This window comes from Georgenia sp. H159, from assembly GCF_035607575.1.
Lineage (GTDB): Bacteria > Actinomycetota > Actinomycetes > Actinomycetales > Actinomycetaceae > Oceanitalea.
The window spans coordinates 298043-313933 of the sequence record NZ_JAYDZY010000006.1; the positions used below are offsets into that span (position 1 = coordinate 298043).

Here is a 15891-nt window from a genome sequence, read left to right on the forward strand (position 1 = left end):
AGGGACGCCACGTCGCACGAGGGAGGGCACTCCTCGTCACGGGGGACGCGGTGCCGGCCGCCGGTGTTGGAGACTGCTGTCGATCGGCATCGGGCGGTGCCGTAACCCCAGACGAGGGCGGACACCATGACCATCGACCTGGCCGCCGAGGCTGCGCTGGACGCGAGCAGGGGATGGCGGACGAACCGGCACTCCTGGCGTGCAACCCTCGCGGCGGACTACGAGATCAGCCAGGCGCGCCTGCGGGCGGTCATCGAGTCGTCCGAGGACCCGGAGGAGTGCCTCTAGACTCACGCCGTCCGGACCGGCTCGACGATCTGCAGGTCCTCGATGAGCTTGAGGAACGCCCGCGCGTAGGGGCTGTAGGACACCTCGTCCTGCACCCGCTGCCAGTCGATCTGCTCGCGCAGGGCGCGGGTGAGCGGCAACAGTTTCCCGAAGTCGCAGTAGTGCTCCCCCAGCGTGCGCAGCTTGGAGGAGAGCACGTCGGTGGCGCTGAGCACCGGCATCCGCACCGCCAGCACCTCGAGGAGGTCGGCGCGCTCGAACAGGTCGTCCCCCACCGGCTCCCCGCACATCCGGTAGAGCACGTCGACGAGCTGGCCCTTGTGGTAGGCCTTGAACAGCCAGTTCTCCGCGGGCTCGTGGACGTCGAGCCCGGCGCCGGCGATCGCCTCGCGCGCCTGCTCGATGTGCTCCTCCTTGATGACGAAGTCGGCGTCGTGCTCCGGCTCGGGAGCACCGCGCACCCAGGCCGCGTAGCTGCCGCACAGCGCGAAGGGGATCTCGGCCTCGGTGAGGGCCGCGGCCGCCATGCGAAGGCCGTCCTGGAGGGCCTCGCGTTCGTCTTCTGCCATGCCTCGGGTTTACACGACGGTGTGCGCGAATGCACCGCGAGAGGCCACAATCGAGGTCATGCGCCTGGCGACCTTCAACATTCTTCACGGCCGCTCCCTCACCGACGACGAGGTGGACCTCCACCGGTACGCACGCGCCGTCGCCACCCTCGACGCCGACATCCTCGCCCTCCAGGAGGTGGACCGGGACCAGCCGCGGTCGCACGGCGCCGACCTCACGCGCATCGCTGCCGAGGCGATGGGGGCGCCGGAGCACCGCTTCGCAGCGACGCTCGCCGGGCTGCCCGACACGTGGTCCGCCGCCACGGGTGAGCTCCAGCCGGGCACCGCCGGGTACGGCGTCGCGCTCCTGAGCCGCTGGCCGGTGAGCTCCTGGACCGTCATCCCGCTGGAGGCCATGCACGGGCCCGTGCCCGTCTCCTTCTCCGACTCCGAGGAGCCGACGATGGTCATCGACGAGCCGCGCGTCGCCGTCGCCGCCGTCGTCGAGACCCCCGACGGCCCGCTCACGGCCGTCTCCACCCACCTCACCTTCATCCCCGACTGGAGCCCGGTGCAGCTGCAGAGGATCGTCGACGCCATCGCCGAGCTGCCCCGGCCGGCCGTGCTCATGGGTGACCTCAACATGATCGGTTCGCGGCCCACGGTACTCACCGGCTGGCGGTCCCTGGCCGACGCCCTCACCTTCCCGATCTCCCACCCGGACCGGCAGATCGACCACATCCTCGCCGAGGGGTCGGTCGTCAGCACCGGCGAGGCGCGCTCCGTGGCGACCGGGATCTCCGACCACCGGGCGCTCCTCGTCGACGTGGAGCGCGGCTGGGACCGCTGACCCGGTGGGCGCTCAGTCCTCGGCGCGCAGGGCCCGACGGCGGTTCTCCAGGGCCACGAGCTCGGCGAAGATCCGCACGGCCTCCTCGCCGTCGGGCTCGGTGCGCTGCAGCTTCCCGCGCAGGTCCGCGATCTGGCGGGTGAGCCCCATCTGGATGAGCGAGAGGAGCACTCCCCTGGCGTAGTTGCCCAGCGCCTCGGGGCGGTCCTCCGGCAGCGGGGACACCGCGAGCTCGGTGATGACCCCGCCGACCGGACCGACGGCGTTCTCGCGGAGCGTCTCGGTCCACCACGTCGCGGCGTGGCGCTCACCGTCGGCCCGGCCGTGCTGCGCCGAGGCCCGGTCGAGCTCCGCTCCGTAGGCCCGGGTGCCGCCCGCGGCACGGATCGCGTCGTGGACCCCGCGGTAGGCCGGCACGGTGAAGGTGTCCGGGGGGAGGTCGTCGAAGCCGGCTCCCAGGGCGAGGTGCGGGAGCTGGAGCACCACCTCGAGCACCTGACGCTCCAACCGTGCCACGGGGTCCTCCCGCCCCGGCCGGGCCGCGGGCCGGGCGGGCGCGGCCGACCGTGCGCCGTCGTCGCCACGCGGTGCCCCGGTGCCGTACTGGCCCCGCTGCGGACCACCCTGCTCGGGACGACCCGGCCCCGCGACGCCGCCCTGACCACCGCCGCCGCTGCGTCCGGCTCCCGCGACGGCCTGCCGGACGGACTGCTCGTCCATCCCGAGCCAGCCGGCCAGCTCGCGGGCGTACTCCGCGCGGAGAGCGCGGTCCCGGATCCCGGCGACCACCGGCGCGGCGGCCCGCAGGCCGGCGACCCGTCCCTCGGCGGTGTCGAGGTTCATCTGCCGCAGCACCGAGCGGATGGTGAAGGCGAACAACGGCTCCCGGCGGTCGACGAGCTCGCGGACCGCGGCCTCGCCCCGCTGCTGGCGCAGGTCGCAGGGGTCCATCCCGCTGGGCTCCACGGCGACGAAGGTCTGCGAGGCGAACTTCTGGTCCTCGCCGAACGCGCGGAGGGCGGCCTTCTGGCCCGCGGCGTCACCGTCGAAGGTGAAGATGACCTCGCCCCCGCGGGTGGCACCGGAGGCGAGCATGAGCCCGGACGCCGCGTCGCCGCTCTCCCCCAGCAGCCGGCGGACCACCCGCACGTGGTCCGGTCCGAAGGCCGTCCCGCACGTGGCGATCGCCGTCCCGACGCCCGACAGGTGCGCCGCCATGACGTCGGTGTAGCCCTCGACGACGACGACGCGCTTCTCCCTGGCGATCGCCCGCTTGGCGAGGTCGAGCCCGTACAGGACGGTGGACTTCTTGTAGATCTGGGTCTCGGGGGTGTTGAGGTACTTCGGGCCCTGGTCGTCGTCGCTGAGCTTGCGGGCGCCGAAACCGATGGTGTCGCCGGTGACGTCGCGGATGGGCCACACGAGACGTCCCCGGAAGCGGTCGTAGATGCCGCGGTTGCCCTGGCTGACGAGCCCGGAGGCGATGAGCTCGGGCTCGGTGAAGCCACGGCCGCGCAAATGGCGAAGCAGGCCGTCCCAGCCCTGGGGGGCGAAGCCGACACCGAAGGTGGCGGCGGCCTGCTCGTCGAAGCTGCGCTCGGCGAGGAAGCGCCGCCCGACCTGCGCCGGCGGGGTGAGCAGCTGCTCGCGGAAGAACTCCTCGGCGACGCGGTGCGCGTCGATGAGCCGCTGGCGCCTGCCGTGCTCCCCGCCGGGGCGGGCGGCGCCGCCACCGTCCTCGTAGCGCAGCTGGATCCCGGTGCGGCCGGCGAGGTACTCCACCGCCTCGGCGAAGGACAGGCCGTCGATCCGCTGGACGAAGGAGATGACGTCCCCGCCCTCGTCACAGCCGAAGCAGTGCCACAGGCCGAGCTGGGGACGGACGTGGAAGCTGGGCGTGCGCTCGTCGTGGAAGGGGCACAGCCCCTTCATCGAGCCGACGCCGGCCTGCCGCAAGGTCACGTGGGCGCCGACGATCTCCTCGATCCGGGCGCGCTCACGAACGGTTGCGATGTCCTCCCGCTTGATCAGTCCCGCCACGCTCAGAGTCTAGGTCGTCGCGAGCCGCCGGCGGGGCGCGCGCACGACGGGCACGCTCCGTCACCGCACCGCCACCGCCGGTGGAGGACCGCCGCCCGCCGCGCGCGGACTCCGGGGCCGCGAGACACTCGGGTCCCCTCAAGCCCGAGCAAGGAGCATGTGATGTCTCAACGCAACACGGTTGTCCGCAGCCTGCACGACCTCGGTCTGGCCGCGTGGTTCGGTGGCTCCCTCATGGGAGCGGTCGGCCTCAACGGCGCCGCCGCGGAAGCCGACAACCCGCGCGAGCGACTGACGCTGTCGTCCGCGGGCTGGGCCCGGTGGGCGCCGTTGAACGCCGCCGCGATCGCCGCCCACGTCTACGGCGGGCTCGGCCTCATCGCCGGCAACGAGGCCCGTCTCAAGAAGCAGCCCGAGACCCAGACCAACACCGCGGTCAAGACCGTCGTCACGGGTGTGGCCGTCCTCAGCACCGCCTACAGCGGGCTGCTCGGCCGCAAGGTCGCCAAGCTCGCCGACGAGGGCACGCACGGGGTGACCGAGCCACGCGCCGGTGCGTCGACCAAGCTCAAGCGGGCACAGCGCCGGCTCCGTACCTTCCAGTGGGTCACACCGGCGCTGACCGGGGTGCTCCTCGTGCTCTCGGCGCAGCAGGGGGAGCAGCAGCGGCCGGTGGCCGGTCTGCTGCGCCGTCGCTAGCCGGCGGCCCGTCAGCCGCAGAGCCGCCGGTGCCAGGCGTAGGCGCTGTGGTCGGTGAGCGAGGCGACCTGGTCGATGACGACGCGCAGGCGGGCGCCGTCGTCGTCCGCGTCGTGCCAGTCGGCCACGAAGGTCGGCTCGAGCTCGGCCGGCCCTGCGGCGACGAGCGCCTCGGCGATCCGGGTGAGCATGGCGCGCTGCTGGAGGTAGAGCGGCTCGTGCTCCCGGGGCGCCATGACGTAGTGGGCAGTGACGCCCTTGAGCACGACGATCTCGGCGAGGGTGTCGTCCGGGACGACGAGGTTCGCGTCGTACCGGGTGAGCGGGCCGTCCCCGAACCGCTCCCGGGTCGCGTCGTGCGCAGCGTTGGAGAAGCGGCCGATGAGCTGGCTGGTCATGTCCTTGAGTGCCGCGCGGTCGCGCCGGCTCTCGCTCCAGGACTCCAGCCACACCGGCAGCGTGACGAGCCGGTCCAGTGCGGCGCCCAGGAGGTCGTCGGGCACGGGCGGGTTGTACCACTGCCGGGTCTGGGCGACGACGGCGTCCTGCTGGTCCGCGCGCCGCAGCAGGGCGAGGTCGAGCCGGTTGCCGACGACGGCGTCCTCGACGTCGTGCACCGAGTAGGAGATGTCGTCGGCCAGGTCCATCACCTGCCCCTCGATGGACAGCCGCCTGTCCGGGGCGCCTGCCCGCATCCAGGTGAACACGGGCAGGTCGTCGGCGTAGACGCCGAACTTGCGCGAGGGGCGACCACCGGGCTTCTTCGGCGCCTCGGCCACCGTCCACGGGTACTTCGTCGCGGCGTCGAGGCTGGCCCGGGTGAGGTTGAGACCGACCGGGCTGCCGTCGTCGGTGAACGCCTTGGGCTCGAGCCGGGTGAGCAGGCGCAGCGTCTGGGCGTTGCCCTCGAACCCGCCGATGTCCGCGGCCGCGTCGTCCAGGGCGCGCTCGCCGTTGTGACCGAACGGCGGGTGTCCGAGGTCGTGCGCGAGGCAGGCGGTGTCGACGACGTCCGGGTCGCAGCCCAGCGCCTTGCCCAGCTCCCGCCCCACCTGCGCCACCTCGAGGGAGTGCGTCAGGCGGGTGCGGACGAAGTCGTCGCTGGAGGGCCCGAGGACCTGCGTCTTGGCACCCAGCCGGCGTAGTGCCGAGGAGTGCACCACCCGCGCCCGGTCCCGCTCGAAGGCGGTGCGGTTGGGGTTCTTCGGCTCCTCCTGCCACCAGCGCTCACGGTCCGCGGCGCCGTACGGGGCACGCTCCATCTCTTCAAGGGCCACGGTCCGAGCCTACTGGGCTGCGACCCGGCCCCGGACGACGCCCGGGAGACGGCGGTGTGGCTCAGGCGAGGGACAGGAAGAGCTTCTGCAGCTTCTGAACGTCCACGGTCTCCTCGCCCTTCGACTCGACGAGGCACTGCCTCATGCCCGAGGCGATGATCGCGAAGCCGGCCCGGTCGAGCGCCTTGGAGACGGCCGAGAGCTGCATGACGACGTCCTCGCAGTCCCTGCCCTCCTCGAGCATGCGCACGACGCCGGCCAGCTGACCCTGCGCACGCTTGAGGCGGTTGACGACCTTGCCCATCTCCTGCGGGTCCAGCTCGAAGCCACGGGCCTCGGCCTGGCCGGTCGCCGGAGCCGGTCCGCTGAGCACCGGCCCGTCCGCGGTCATGCCGCGTCCAGGGCGGCCAGTGCGGCGCGCAGGCGGCCGGTGGCGTCGTCGGCCACCGGGCGCAGCCCGTCGTTGTCGGTGACCCCGACCATGATCTGCGGGTCGAGTGCCTCGACCACCGTGCTCGTCTCCCCGGCTGACCGGACGACGACGTTGCACGGCAGGAGCAGGCCGATCGACTCCTCCTCCTGGAGCGCACGGTGCGCCAGCGGCGGGTTGCAGGCGCCCAGGATGACCTGCGGCGGGATGTCGACGTCGAGCTTGTTCTTCAGGGTGGCGGCCATGTCGATCTCGGTGAGGATGCCGAAGCCCTGCTCGGACAGCGCCTGACGCAGCGCCGTGACGGTCTCGTCGAACGCCATCTTGACGGTCGTGCTGATGCCGTAGCTCATGTCGTCTCCAGTTCGCGGTGGTGGGGTGGGGTCAGGCGCTCTCGCGCTGGGTCTCCTGCGCGGCCAGCTCCTCGCGGACCTTGTCCATGTCGAGGCTGTGGACGGCGGTGATGACCTCCTCGAGCGCCGGGGCGGGGAGCGCGCCGGGCTGGGAGAACACGAGGATGCCGTCCCGGAAGGCCATGAGCGTGGGGATGGACGTGATGCCGGCCTGGCCGGAGAGACCCTGCTCGGCCTCGGTGTCGACCTTGGCGAAGACGATGTCCTCGTGCGCCCCGGCAGCCTTCTCGTAGACCGGGGCGAACATGCGGCAGGGACCGCACCAGGACGCCCACCAGTCGACGAGGACGATCCCGTCCTGACGGATGGTGTCGACGAAGGTGCCGGCGGTGAGGTTGACGGTGGTCATGTGGTGCCTCCAAGAGTGGGAAGAATACCCCTACGGGTATGACAACAGCAAAGCGCGGCAGATATTTCGGGGCGTGGCTCAGGCGCTGCAGGCCGCGCCGGTCAGTCGCTGGGCCAGGCCGAACGTCACGGCGGCGAGCGCCGCGAGCGCCGAGGGCACCGCGTGCGGCTCCGCGCCGAGGAGCCACCCGGCGGCCAGGACCGTCATCACGGGGACGACGGCGCACGGCGTGAGTCCACCGCGGCTCCCCCGGCAGCCGCCGGGTGCATGCAGGTAGGTCGCGAGGATCGCCGCCGCGCCGGTGGCCGTGGCCGCGACGAGGAAGGTCCACGGCGGAGCACGCGGCGGGTCCCAGCCCCCACCCTCGGTGACGAGCAGGAGGAGGAGGACGGGCGCGAGCACGACCGTCACCGCCGTCCGGCGACGCGACCAGTGGCGGTGGGGGCGTGCGCTGGAGAGCGCGAGGTTCGCCGGTAGCGGCCGGTCGGGACCCGGGACGCGGGTGAGCCGCTCGACGTCGCTGAGGGCGTCGGCACTCGTGGGTGCGGCAGCCGCGGGGCCCGCTCCCTCGGGTTCCGGTGCGCGGGGCAGGCCGTCGAGCGCGTCGACCGCGCCGTCGAGGTACGCCTGCCAGGTCGGCGACGCCGACACCGCAGCCTGGTCGCGGCGCGCCTCCCAGCGCTCACGGACGCGGCCGACCGCGGCGTCGGCCGGCTCGGCAGACTCCCCCAGCCGACGGCGCACGTCGGTGAGGGCCGCGACGGCGCCCTCGTGGTACTTCATCGCGGGCCGTGGCGTGCCGCTCCGCGAGACTGCGCACAGCGACGCGTCGCCGGTGGCCGTGGAGAGCTGGGCGAGCGCCTCGTCCCGCCTCGCCTCCACGGCCTGCGAGAGGGTCAGCGGCACGTGCACCGCGCCGACGGATCCACGTCGGCCATGACCTCGTCGACGTGCATGCCGCAGCCGGTCCAGGTGACATTGCCGCAGGTGGCGCAACGAATGGGACTGCACATGGGTGTTCTCCTTGGGATGGTGTCGGTCAGACGGTGGCGGGTGAGAGCAGGACGTCGGGTCGCACGGCGAGGAGGGTGAGCCAGCCCCCGGAGAGGTTGCGGGCGTCGATCCCCTCACCGCGCAGGATGCGGGTGGCCAGGTAGGACCGGACACCGCTGGCGCAGTGCACGGCGACCGGGCGGCCGTCCGCGGCGGACCGCACCTCGTCGAGGCGCTGCCGCAGCTCGGTGTGCGGGACGTGGAGGGCGCCGTCGAGATGGCCGTTGCCGTACTCGTCGGCCGAGCGGACGTCGAGCACGAGTGACTCGGCGCGCACCTCGTCGAGGTCGGTGGCCTGCCACTGCGGCATCGTGCCGTCCAGGACGTTCTGGGCGACGAAGCCGAGCATGTTCACGGGGTCCTTCGCCGAGCCGTAGGGCGGGGCGTAGGCGAGCTCGAGCTCGGCGAGGTCGTCGGCGGTCATCCCGGCGCGCAGGGCGGTGGCGAGGACGTCGATCCGCTTGTCCACACCCGCGCGGCCCACGGCCTGCGCACCGAGCAGGCGTCCGTCCGGGGCGAAGCTCGCGACGAGGTGGACCTGCTCGGCCCCGGGGAAGTACCCGGCGTGGTGGCCGGGGTGGAGGTGGACGACCTCGTGATCGATGCCCGCGGAGCGCAGGGCGGCCTGGTTCGCTCCCGTGACCGCCGCGGTCAGCCCGAAGACCCGGACGATGGCCGTCCCGAGCACCTCCTGCTGCGGGGTCGTGCGGTGGCCGCAGATCGAGTCGGCGGCACGCCGGCCCTGACGGTTGGCGGGACCGGCGAGCGGGACCGTACCGAGGGCGCCGGTGACGGCCTGGCGGACCTCGACGGCGTCACCGACGGCCCAGATGTACGGGTCGGACGTGCGCTGGTCGCCGTCGACCCGGATCGCCCCGCGGGGGCTGAGCTCCAGGCCCGCCTGCTCGGCGAGCGTGCCGGCGGGGCGGACCCCGACGTTGACGATGACGAGGTCGGCCGGCACGACGGTCCCGTCGGAGAGCGTGACCGTCGTCGTCCCGTCCTGCGAGTCGGTGACCGCCTGCGCGGAGACGCCGAGGTGCAGGTCGACACCGTGGGAGGTGAGCTCCTCGGCGAGCAGTGGGGCGAGCTCGGCGTCCAGCGGGGGCAGGAGGTGGTCCGCGAGCTCGACGAGGTGGACGCGCAGCCCACGGGCCGCCAGCGCCTCGACGGCCTCGAGGCCGATGAAACCGGCACCGACGACGACAGCCTGCGGGGCGTCGAAACCCGGCTCCCAGCGCTCGAGCAGCCTGGCGACCGCCTCCTGGACGGTGTCCAGGTCGGGGATGGTGCGCAGGGAGTGGACGACCGGGTGGTCGAGCCCGTCGATGGGCGGGCGGACGGCGACGGCGCCCGGTGCCAGGAGGAGGGCGTCGTACCCCAGCCGGTCGGTCGAGCCGGCACTGACGACGCTCACCTCACGGCGGGCGCGGTCGATCGCGGTCACCCGGTGCCCGGTGCGGACGTCCAGGTTGAGGGTCCGGGCGAGCGAGGCCGGGGTGTGCAGGAGCAGGTCCTCCCGGGAGCCGATCTCGCCGGACAGGTGGTAGGGAAGGCCGCAGTTGGCGAAGCTCACGTAGTCACCCTGCTCGAGGACGACGATCTCGGCGTGCTCGTCCAGGCGCCGGGTACGCGCAGCGGCGCTCATGCCGCCTGCGACCCCACCCACGATGACGATGCGCCTGCGCGGGCGGTCGTTCGACGTGAGGTCGGCGCTCATCGGCGCACCGCCCCTCCGGACTGCTCCCACGCGGTCATCCCGCCGGAGATGCTGGCGGCGTCGAAGCCTGCGTCGCGCAGCTTCTTCGCGCCCGTGCGGGAGCGCATCCCGCTCGCGCACACGACGAGGACAGGCGTGGTCGCCGACAGTCGCCGGGGCGCGGTGTCGAGCTTCCCGAGCGGGACGTGGATCGCCTGGGGGGCGTGCCCGGCCTTCCACTCGTGGCTCTCCCGGACGTCGACGAGGGCGGCCCCGTCGCGGACGAGCTCGACCGCGCGAGCGGCGCTGACGGAGGAACCGAGGGTGCTGCCGTCGCGGCGGCGGCCGAACAGGGCGCGCAGCCGGTCTGCGAGTGATGGTGTCGTCATGCCTCCAACTATACCCCTGGGGGTATAGGCTGTCGCCGTGACGGTGCTCACGCGGCCGCAGGAGGAGGTCGCGCGGCGGGGTTGAAAAACACCGGCGACGCCCGCACAGTCACTCCATGGATGCACCGTGGGCACACAAGCCCGTCCTCGCCGGGCCGCTGACGACGCTGCGCCCCTACCTGGACGAGGACCTTCCGCACGTGCTCGAGGCGCTGACTGACCCGGAGGTCGTCCGTCTCACCGGCAGCGCGCACAGCTCGAGGGACCTCCCCCGGCACGACGAGCAGACCATCCGCCGGTGGTACACGAGCCTGGCGACCCGCGAGGACCGGCTCGACCTCATGGTCGTCGACAACACGACCGGCACCTGGGTGGGCGAGGTGGTCCTCAACGACTGGGACCCGGGCAACGAGTCCTGCAACTTCCGCATCCTCATCGGCCCGCGCGGCCGCGACCGCGGCCTGGGGACCGAGGCGACCCGCCTGCTCCTCGACCACGCGTTCACGCACCTGCCCCTGCACCGCATCGCCCTGGGTGTCTACGCCTTCAACCCGCGGGCCCTGCGCGTCTACGAGAAGGCGGGCTTCGTCGTCGAGGGTCGCGAGCGCGAGGCGCTGCGCTTCGACGACGCCCGCGTCGACCAGGTCATCATGTCCGTGCTGCGCCCGGAGTGGCTCGGTCATCGGCGTTCGCCCGGCCGGTCGTAGTGCCACAATGGTCGCCATGTCCGATCCCACACCCAGCGCGCCCACGGAGGCCGCGCCACCGGTAGGGACGGTGACCACCCGCCTGGTCCACCGGGCTCTGCGCGGCACCCAGGAGTGGTGGCGCTCCGCCGTCGTGTACGTCAACGAACCACCGCTGCTGGGCGCCGTCTCCACCATGGAGGACGTCGCCACCCGCGCCCGGCAGCTGCGCGCCGTCTCCCGCCTCGGCGTCCAGGCGGTCCGGATCGGCTGCCCGCCACTGCCGAGCGAGGCGGGCGAGGACGTCATCACCGGGGTCGGCGACGTGCTGACCCGGGCACGCCGTACCGGGCTGCGGGTCGTGCTGCGTATCGACCCGCACGACCCGCGCCAGGAGGCGTGCGCCCGCTACTGGCTGAGCCGCGGAGCCGACGGCCTGGACCTCGGGCCGGTCACCGAGACCGAGCCCGTGTCCCACGCCCGGTACCGCGAGCTGCACGCCCTGCTCGCCGAGCACGCCCGCTTCGAGGACCCGATCCTCTCCAGCCGGCTGAGCCCGGCCGTGCAGTCCCGCGCCGCGGAGATGCTCCACGAGGACTGGCTGCACCACCTCGTCGACGCGGACCTCCTCCACCTTGACCGCCCGGCGCAGCTCATCGACTCGGTCACCGAGAGCCTGCGCATCCGGGACGCCCTGGGGACCACCGGGGCGTGGCTCGTTCCCGACGTCCTGGAGGCGGGCTCCCCCGATCTCGCGCTGGCCAGCGCGCTCGTCGTGCTCGCCATGCCCGGGGCGGTCTACCTGCGGCAGGGCATCGAGCTCGGGCTGCCGGTCAAGACGAGCCCCGGCGCCGACCTGGAGCGCACCGCGCGCGCCACCGCGCTGCTCGAGGAGCAGCGCGGGGTCAGCGGCTCGCACTTCGAGACCGTCCGTGCCGCGCTACGGCTCCGCACCGACCACCGGCTCGGGCTCGCCGCGCTCGCCTGGGTGGAGGACATGGGCGGCGGCCCCGTGCCCGAGACCGTCCTCGCCTTCCTCAGCGGCGAGATGCTCGTCATCGCGAACCTCGGCGACGACGGCGTCCCCCTCCCCTCCGACCGGGAGCTCCTGCTGGCCTCGGGTCCGCTCACGTCCGGGTCCGGCGGAACGCCGGTCCTGCCCCCGAGCACGACGGCGTGGCTCTGGCTGGAGCCCCAGGCGCGCGAGCGCGACCCCCGCGCGCGCCGCTGACCGCGCAACAGTCCCGCGCTCGGCGACGACAGGGAGCGGGTGGCCGGCGCTCAGCCCTTGACGGAACCGGCGGTGAGGCCGGAGACGATGTAGCGCTGGAGGAACAGGAAGATCGCCACGATCGGGATCGCGCCGATCATCGCGCCGGCGGTGAACAGACCCCAGTTCGCCGACAGCTGGTCCGAGACCCACCCGTACAGACCCACGCCCAGCGTCCACTGGGACTCCGACTGGAGGATCAGCTTGGCCAGCAGGAAGTCGGAGAACGTCGAGATGAACGAGAGCAGCGCGACCACCGCCAGGATCGGCACGACGAGCCGCAGGATGATCGTCCAGTAGATCTGCGCGTGGCTGGCACCGTCGATCTTGGCGGCCTCGTCCAGCTCCTTCGGCACGGTGTTGAAGAAGCCGTACATGAGGAACGTGTTCACGCCCAGCGCCCCACCGAGGTAGACCATGATGAGCGCCACCTGGGAGTTCAGGCCCAGCACGGGCCAGACGTCGCCGAGGACCAGCAGCAGCAGGAAGATCGCGACGAACGCGAGCAGCTGCGGGAACATCTGGACGATGAGCAGCGCGATGAGCCCGGTGCGCCGGCCGCGGAAGCGGAAACGCGAGAAGGCGTACGCGGCCGCCGCGCCCATGAGCACGGTGCCGACCGCCGTCGTCGTCGCGATGAACAGGGTGTTGCCGAGCCAGGTCCAGAAGTAGGTGTCCGCGAGGCTCGCGTAGTTGTTCGGGCTGATCTCCCCGAAGAGCCGGTTGGACCCGGTGAGCGTGCCCCGTTCGGCCAGCGACGCGGAGAGGATGTAGACGATCGGCCAGACGGCGTAGACGATCGCGACGGCGGCGACGACGTAGCGCCAGCCCACCTCACCCCACCACCGCTTGCGGCTGGGGCGGTTCTGCTGGACGTCGGGACCGCGCTGCGCGGGGACTGTCGTGGTCGCCATGTCAGTTGATGTCCTCCAGCGCCTGGGTCTTGCGGAACGTGAGGGCCGAGATCGTCGCGACGATGAGGAAGATGATGAGCGACAGCGCCGAGGCGAGGCCGTAGTTCGTCGCCGCTCGGCCGTCGAGCCCGGAGACGGAGTACACCATCGTGATGAGGATGTCGGTCGCGCCGACGGGCACGGAGGTGTCCTGGAAGCGTGGCCCGCCCTCGGTGAGCATCTCGATGCCGTTGAAGTTGTTGAAGTTGAACGCGAAGGACGAGATGAGCAGCGGGGCGACCGCGATGAACAGCAGCGGCAGGGTCATCGACCGGAAGATGCGGAAGCGGCCTGCCCCGTCGATGCGGGCCGCCTCCATGACGTCCTCGGGGATGGACTGCAGCGCGCCGGTGGTGATGAGGAACATGTACGGGAAGCCGACCCACAGCTGCACACCGAGGACGACGGCGCGCGCCAGCCACTCGTTGGTGAGCCACGGGACCTCGGCCCCGCCGAGAAGCACCTGGTTGACGAAGCCGAAGTCGGTGTTGAGCATGCCCCGCCACAGCAGGTAGGACATGAGCGCCGGGAAGGCGTACGGCAGGATCAGCAGGGCGCGCAGGATCCTGCGGAAGCGCACGCGGGGATCGTTGAGCACGAGCGCGAAGAACAGGCCGAGGAAGAACGTCGACCCCACGGTGATGATCGCGAACGCGAAGGTCCACACGAGGACCTGGAGGAACGGCCCGGCGTACCGGGAGTCACCGAAGGCGGTGGTGAAGTTGTCGAACCCCACGGCGACCCGCCACCCGACGTTGAGCGTCGTCCCGTCGGCGGCCTCGAACTGACCGTTGTCGTTGGGGGTGTAGACGACACCGGTCTCGAGGTTCGTCATCGTGTCGGCGGCCTCGTCGTACTCGAGGACCGACCGGTAGACGAAACCGCTCCGGGCGTCCTGGGTCCGGATCGAGCCCTGCTCGGCGTCGTCGGACACGGGGACGCGCAGACCGACGACCTCCGCCTGCCGGGTGAGGATCTCCTGCCTGTCGAGCAGGTCCCAGCCGGGGACCTCGGTGATCGTGGCGCCGTCGGTGACGGCGCCGTCGACACCACCCAGCGGCTCCTCCGCCGTGCCGGCGCGGACCACGCCGTCGTCGACGACCGCGAAGCCGAGCTCCCCGTCGCGCTCGACGACGGCGAGCGGGTAGGAGCTCGACCCCTCGACGCGCTGCTCGTTCTGGATGAGCAGCGCCTCGATCGCATCGCCCTTCGTCGAGTTGTGGCCCTGCCCGTAGTTCGTGAAGGCGACGTAACCCGTGTAGGCGACGGTGAAGATCTGGTAGACGAGGAGGAAGGCGAGCCCGGGCAGGATGTACTTCATCGGCAGGGTGCGCCGCGCGAAGTAGACGTAGTCCGCCACGACCAGCAGGGCGAGCATCGAGCCGAGCACACCCCAGGACTCCACGCCCCACGCCTGGATGATGATGAAGACGCCGAGCGCGTTGACGAGCGCCATGAGGGCGACCTTGACGAAGAACCCGGGCGAGTACGTCCTGGAGTGGGGCGTGCGCCGGGGTCGGAGCTGTTTCGCGTGGCCGTCGGCCGTCGACATGCGAGGTGCCTGGGGCTGGGACATCAGTGGCCTTCCGGCTCGTTCAGGTGCTGGGAACTAGGCAGCCGCGGTGCGGCGCGCCCGAGAGCTCCGGACGCGCCACACCGAGTGGTCAACCGCCGATCGCGGCCTGGATGTCGGAGACCATCTTCTCCCAGCCCTCGACCGGGTCGAGCTGGCCGGCGATGATCTGTCCCTCGGTCACGCCCCAGAAGTTCCAGACCTCGCCCATCTCGGGGATGGACGGCATCGGGACGGCGGTGGCGCCGACCTCGCGGAAGCCCGCGGCGATCGGGTCCTCGGACACGGTGTCGGCCGCCGAGGTGAGCGCCGGGGTGCGGTCGCCCGCCTCGTACAGCGCGATCTGGGCCTCCTCGGTCGCCATGTAGTTGACGAGGAAGTCGGTGGCGAGCAGCGCGTTGTCGCTCTGCGCGCTCACGTAGAAGCCCTGGACGCCCGTGAACGGCTGAGCGGGCTCGCCGCCGGCCGTGGGGATCGGGTCCACCGCGACGTCGATGCCCTCGAAGGAGGACAGCATCCACGGGCCACCGAGGAGGTAGGCAGCCTCACCGTTGGCGAAGGCCTCCACCACGATGTCGTACTCCCACGAGGTGTTCAGGGTGCCGGCCGCGCCCTGCTCGGCGAGCCACTGCGCGAAGGCGTTGCCCTCCTCGCCGCCCATCGCGAGCTCGGCGGTGTAGCTGCCGTCCTCGTTCGTCTCGAAGACGGGGGCGCCGAAGGAGGTCTGGAACGGGTACATCGTGTAGGGGTCGCCGACCTCGGTGATCTGGACGAGGAACGGGTACTGGGCACCGGACTCCTGGCCCATCGCGATCATCTCGTCGAAGGTCGCCGGGGTCTCGTCGACCAGCTCGGCGTTGCGGAAGATCGCGATGTTCTCGATCGCGTAGGGCAGGCCGTAGACCTGGCCCTCGTAGGTGAAGGCCTCGACGGCGACGTCCTCGAACTCCGCCGCCGTGTCACCGAGCTCGACCGGTGCGACGACGCCGTTGGTCGTCAGCTCGCCGAGCCAGTCGTGCGCGCCGACGGTGATGTCGGGGCCCTCCCCGGTGGGGACCTGCGCGAGGAGGTCCGGTCGGATGTCGTCGAAGTTCTTCTGCACGAGCTCGACGGTGGCGCCGGTCTCGGCCTCGAACGCCTCCGCGGCGGCGGCCACGGCCGCCTCGCGGGTGTCGTCCACCCAGATGGTCAGGGTGCCGCCGGCGCCGACGGGCTCGGTGGTCTCCTCGGCGGTGCCGGTCGGGGCGTCGGTCGCGGCGGTGTCCGGCTCCTCGGCCTCGGTGCCGCACGCAGCCAGGCCCAGGGTCAGGGCAGCGGCTGCGGTGATGACGATGCTTCGGCGCATCTGCTTCTCTCCTCTGTCAGGTGGCC

17 protein-coding genes are annotated in these 15891 nt (G+C 72.1%); 5 read left to right on the forward strand and 12 right to left on the reverse strand.

What is annotated here, in order from left to right:
- The first annotated feature begins 126 nt into the window (after positions 1-126).
- The gene (locus VR894_RS09620; protein WP_324651163.1) at positions 127-288 is read left to right on the forward strand and encodes a hypothetical protein; all 162 of its coding nucleotides are present in this window, start codon (positions 127-129) and stop codon (positions 286-288) included.
- Between the two features lie 2 nt (positions 289-290).
- Here the strand turns inward: VR894_RS09620 and VR894_RS09625 are convergent, their stop codons facing one another.
- Positions 291-857, reverse strand: coding sequence for a hypothetical protein (locus VR894_RS09625; protein ID WP_324651164.1), 567 nt, complete (start codon positions 855-857; stop codon positions 291-293).
- A 58-nt stretch (positions 858-915) separates the two neighbouring features.
- On the opposite strand from VR894_RS09625, the gene VR894_RS09630 reads away from it, so the two are divergent.
- The gene (locus tag VR894_RS09630; RefSeq protein ID WP_324651165.1) at positions 916-1689 is read left to right on the forward strand and encodes an endonuclease/exonuclease/phosphatase family protein; all 774 of its coding nucleotides are present in this window, start codon (positions 916-918) and stop codon (positions 1687-1689) included.
- Positions 1690-1701: 12 nt separating this feature from the next.
- On the opposite strand, the gene dnaG is transcribed toward VR894_RS09630, so the two are convergent.
- Positions 1702-3729 carry a DNA primase gene (dnaG, locus tag VR894_RS09635; protein ID WP_324651166.1) on the reverse strand — a complete coding sequence of 676 codons (2028 nt, stop codon included), beginning with the start codon at positions 3727-3729 and terminating at the stop codon, positions 1702-1704.
- A gap of 162 nt (positions 3730-3891) precedes the next feature.
- On the opposite strand from dnaG, the gene VR894_RS09640 reads away from it, so the two are divergent.
- The gene (locus tag VR894_RS09640; protein WP_324651167.1) at positions 3892-4428 is read left to right on the forward strand and encodes a hypothetical protein; all 537 of its coding nucleotides are present in this window, start codon (positions 3892-3894) and stop codon (positions 4426-4428) included.
- An 11-nt stretch (positions 4429-4439) separates the two neighbouring features.
- On the opposite strand, the gene VR894_RS09645 is transcribed toward VR894_RS09640, so the two are convergent.
- From VR894_RS09645 to VR894_RS09675, 7 genes are all read right to left on the reverse strand, one after another.
- On the reverse strand, positions 4440-5690 hold the full coding sequence (locus VR894_RS09645; RefSeq protein ID WP_324651404.1) for a deoxyguanosinetriphosphate triphosphohydrolase: 1251 nt from the start codon (positions 5688-5690) through the stop codon (positions 4440-4442).
- 76 nt (positions 5691-5766) lie between these two features.
- Positions 5767-6009, reverse strand: a complete 243-nt coding sequence (locus VR894_RS09650; RefSeq protein ID WP_324651406.1) for a metal-sensitive transcriptional regulator — start codon at positions 6007-6009, stop codon at positions 5767-5769.
- A gap of 83 nt (positions 6010-6092) precedes the next feature.
- Complete coding sequence (locus VR894_RS09655) at positions 6093-6488, reverse strand: DUF302 domain-containing protein (RefSeq protein ID WP_324651168.1); 396 nt, start codon at positions 6486-6488, stop codon at positions 6093-6095.
- Positions 6489-6519: 31 nt separating this feature from the next.
- On the reverse strand, positions 6520-6897 hold the full coding sequence (locus tag VR894_RS09660; RefSeq protein WP_324651169.1) for a thioredoxin family protein: 378 nt from the start codon (positions 6895-6897) through the stop codon (positions 6520-6522).
- A 78-nt stretch (positions 6898-6975) separates the two neighbouring features.
- Positions 6976-7803 (reverse strand): hypothetical protein, encoded by an 828-nt coding sequence (locus tag VR894_RS09665; RefSeq protein WP_324651170.1) that lies wholly within the window; start codon positions 7801-7803, stop codon positions 6976-6978.
- A gap of 133 nt (positions 7804-7936) precedes the next feature.
- The gene (locus VR894_RS09670) at positions 7937-9670 is read right to left on the reverse strand and encodes an FAD-dependent oxidoreductase (protein ID WP_324651171.1); all 1734 of its coding nucleotides are present in this window, start codon (positions 9668-9670) and stop codon (positions 7937-7939) included.
- Entirely contained in the window at positions 9667-10038 is a 372-nt protein-coding gene (locus VR894_RS09675; RefSeq protein ID WP_324651172.1) for a rhodanese-like domain-containing protein, read from the reverse strand. The genes VR894_RS09670 and VR894_RS09675 overlap by 4 nt, the downstream gene beginning before the upstream one ends.
- Positions 10039-10154: 116 nt before the next feature.
- Here VR894_RS09675 and VR894_RS09680 point away from each other — a divergent pair, with 116 nt between their 5' ends.
- Positions 10155-10745, forward strand: a complete 591-nt coding sequence (locus VR894_RS09680) for a GNAT family protein (protein WP_324651173.1) — start codon at positions 10155-10157, stop codon at positions 10743-10745.
- Between the two features lie 16 nt (positions 10746-10761).
- Positions 10762-11955 (forward strand): hypothetical protein, encoded by a 1194-nt coding sequence (locus VR894_RS09685; protein ID WP_324651174.1) that lies wholly within the window; start codon positions 10762-10764, stop codon positions 11953-11955.
- A gap of 50 nt (positions 11956-12005) precedes the next feature.
- Here the strand turns inward: VR894_RS09685 and VR894_RS09690 are convergent, their stop codons facing one another.
- From VR894_RS09690 to VR894_RS09700, 3 genes are all read right to left on the reverse strand, one after another.
- Positions 12006-12908 (reverse strand): sugar ABC transporter permease, encoded by a 903-nt coding sequence (locus tag VR894_RS09690; RefSeq protein WP_324651175.1) that lies wholly within the window; start codon positions 12906-12908, stop codon positions 12006-12008.
- Between the two features lies 1 nt (position 12909).
- Positions 12910-14499 carry an ABC transporter permease subunit gene (locus VR894_RS09695; protein WP_324651176.1) on the reverse strand — a complete coding sequence of 530 codons (1590 nt, stop codon included), beginning with the start codon at positions 14497-14499 and terminating at the stop codon, positions 12910-12912.
- Between the two features lie 112 nt (positions 14500-14611).
- Positions 14612-15865, reverse strand: a complete 1254-nt coding sequence (locus tag VR894_RS09700; RefSeq protein WP_324651177.1) for a sugar ABC transporter substrate-binding protein — start codon at positions 15863-15865, stop codon at positions 14612-14614.
- Positions 15866-15891 lie beyond the last annotated feature (26 nt).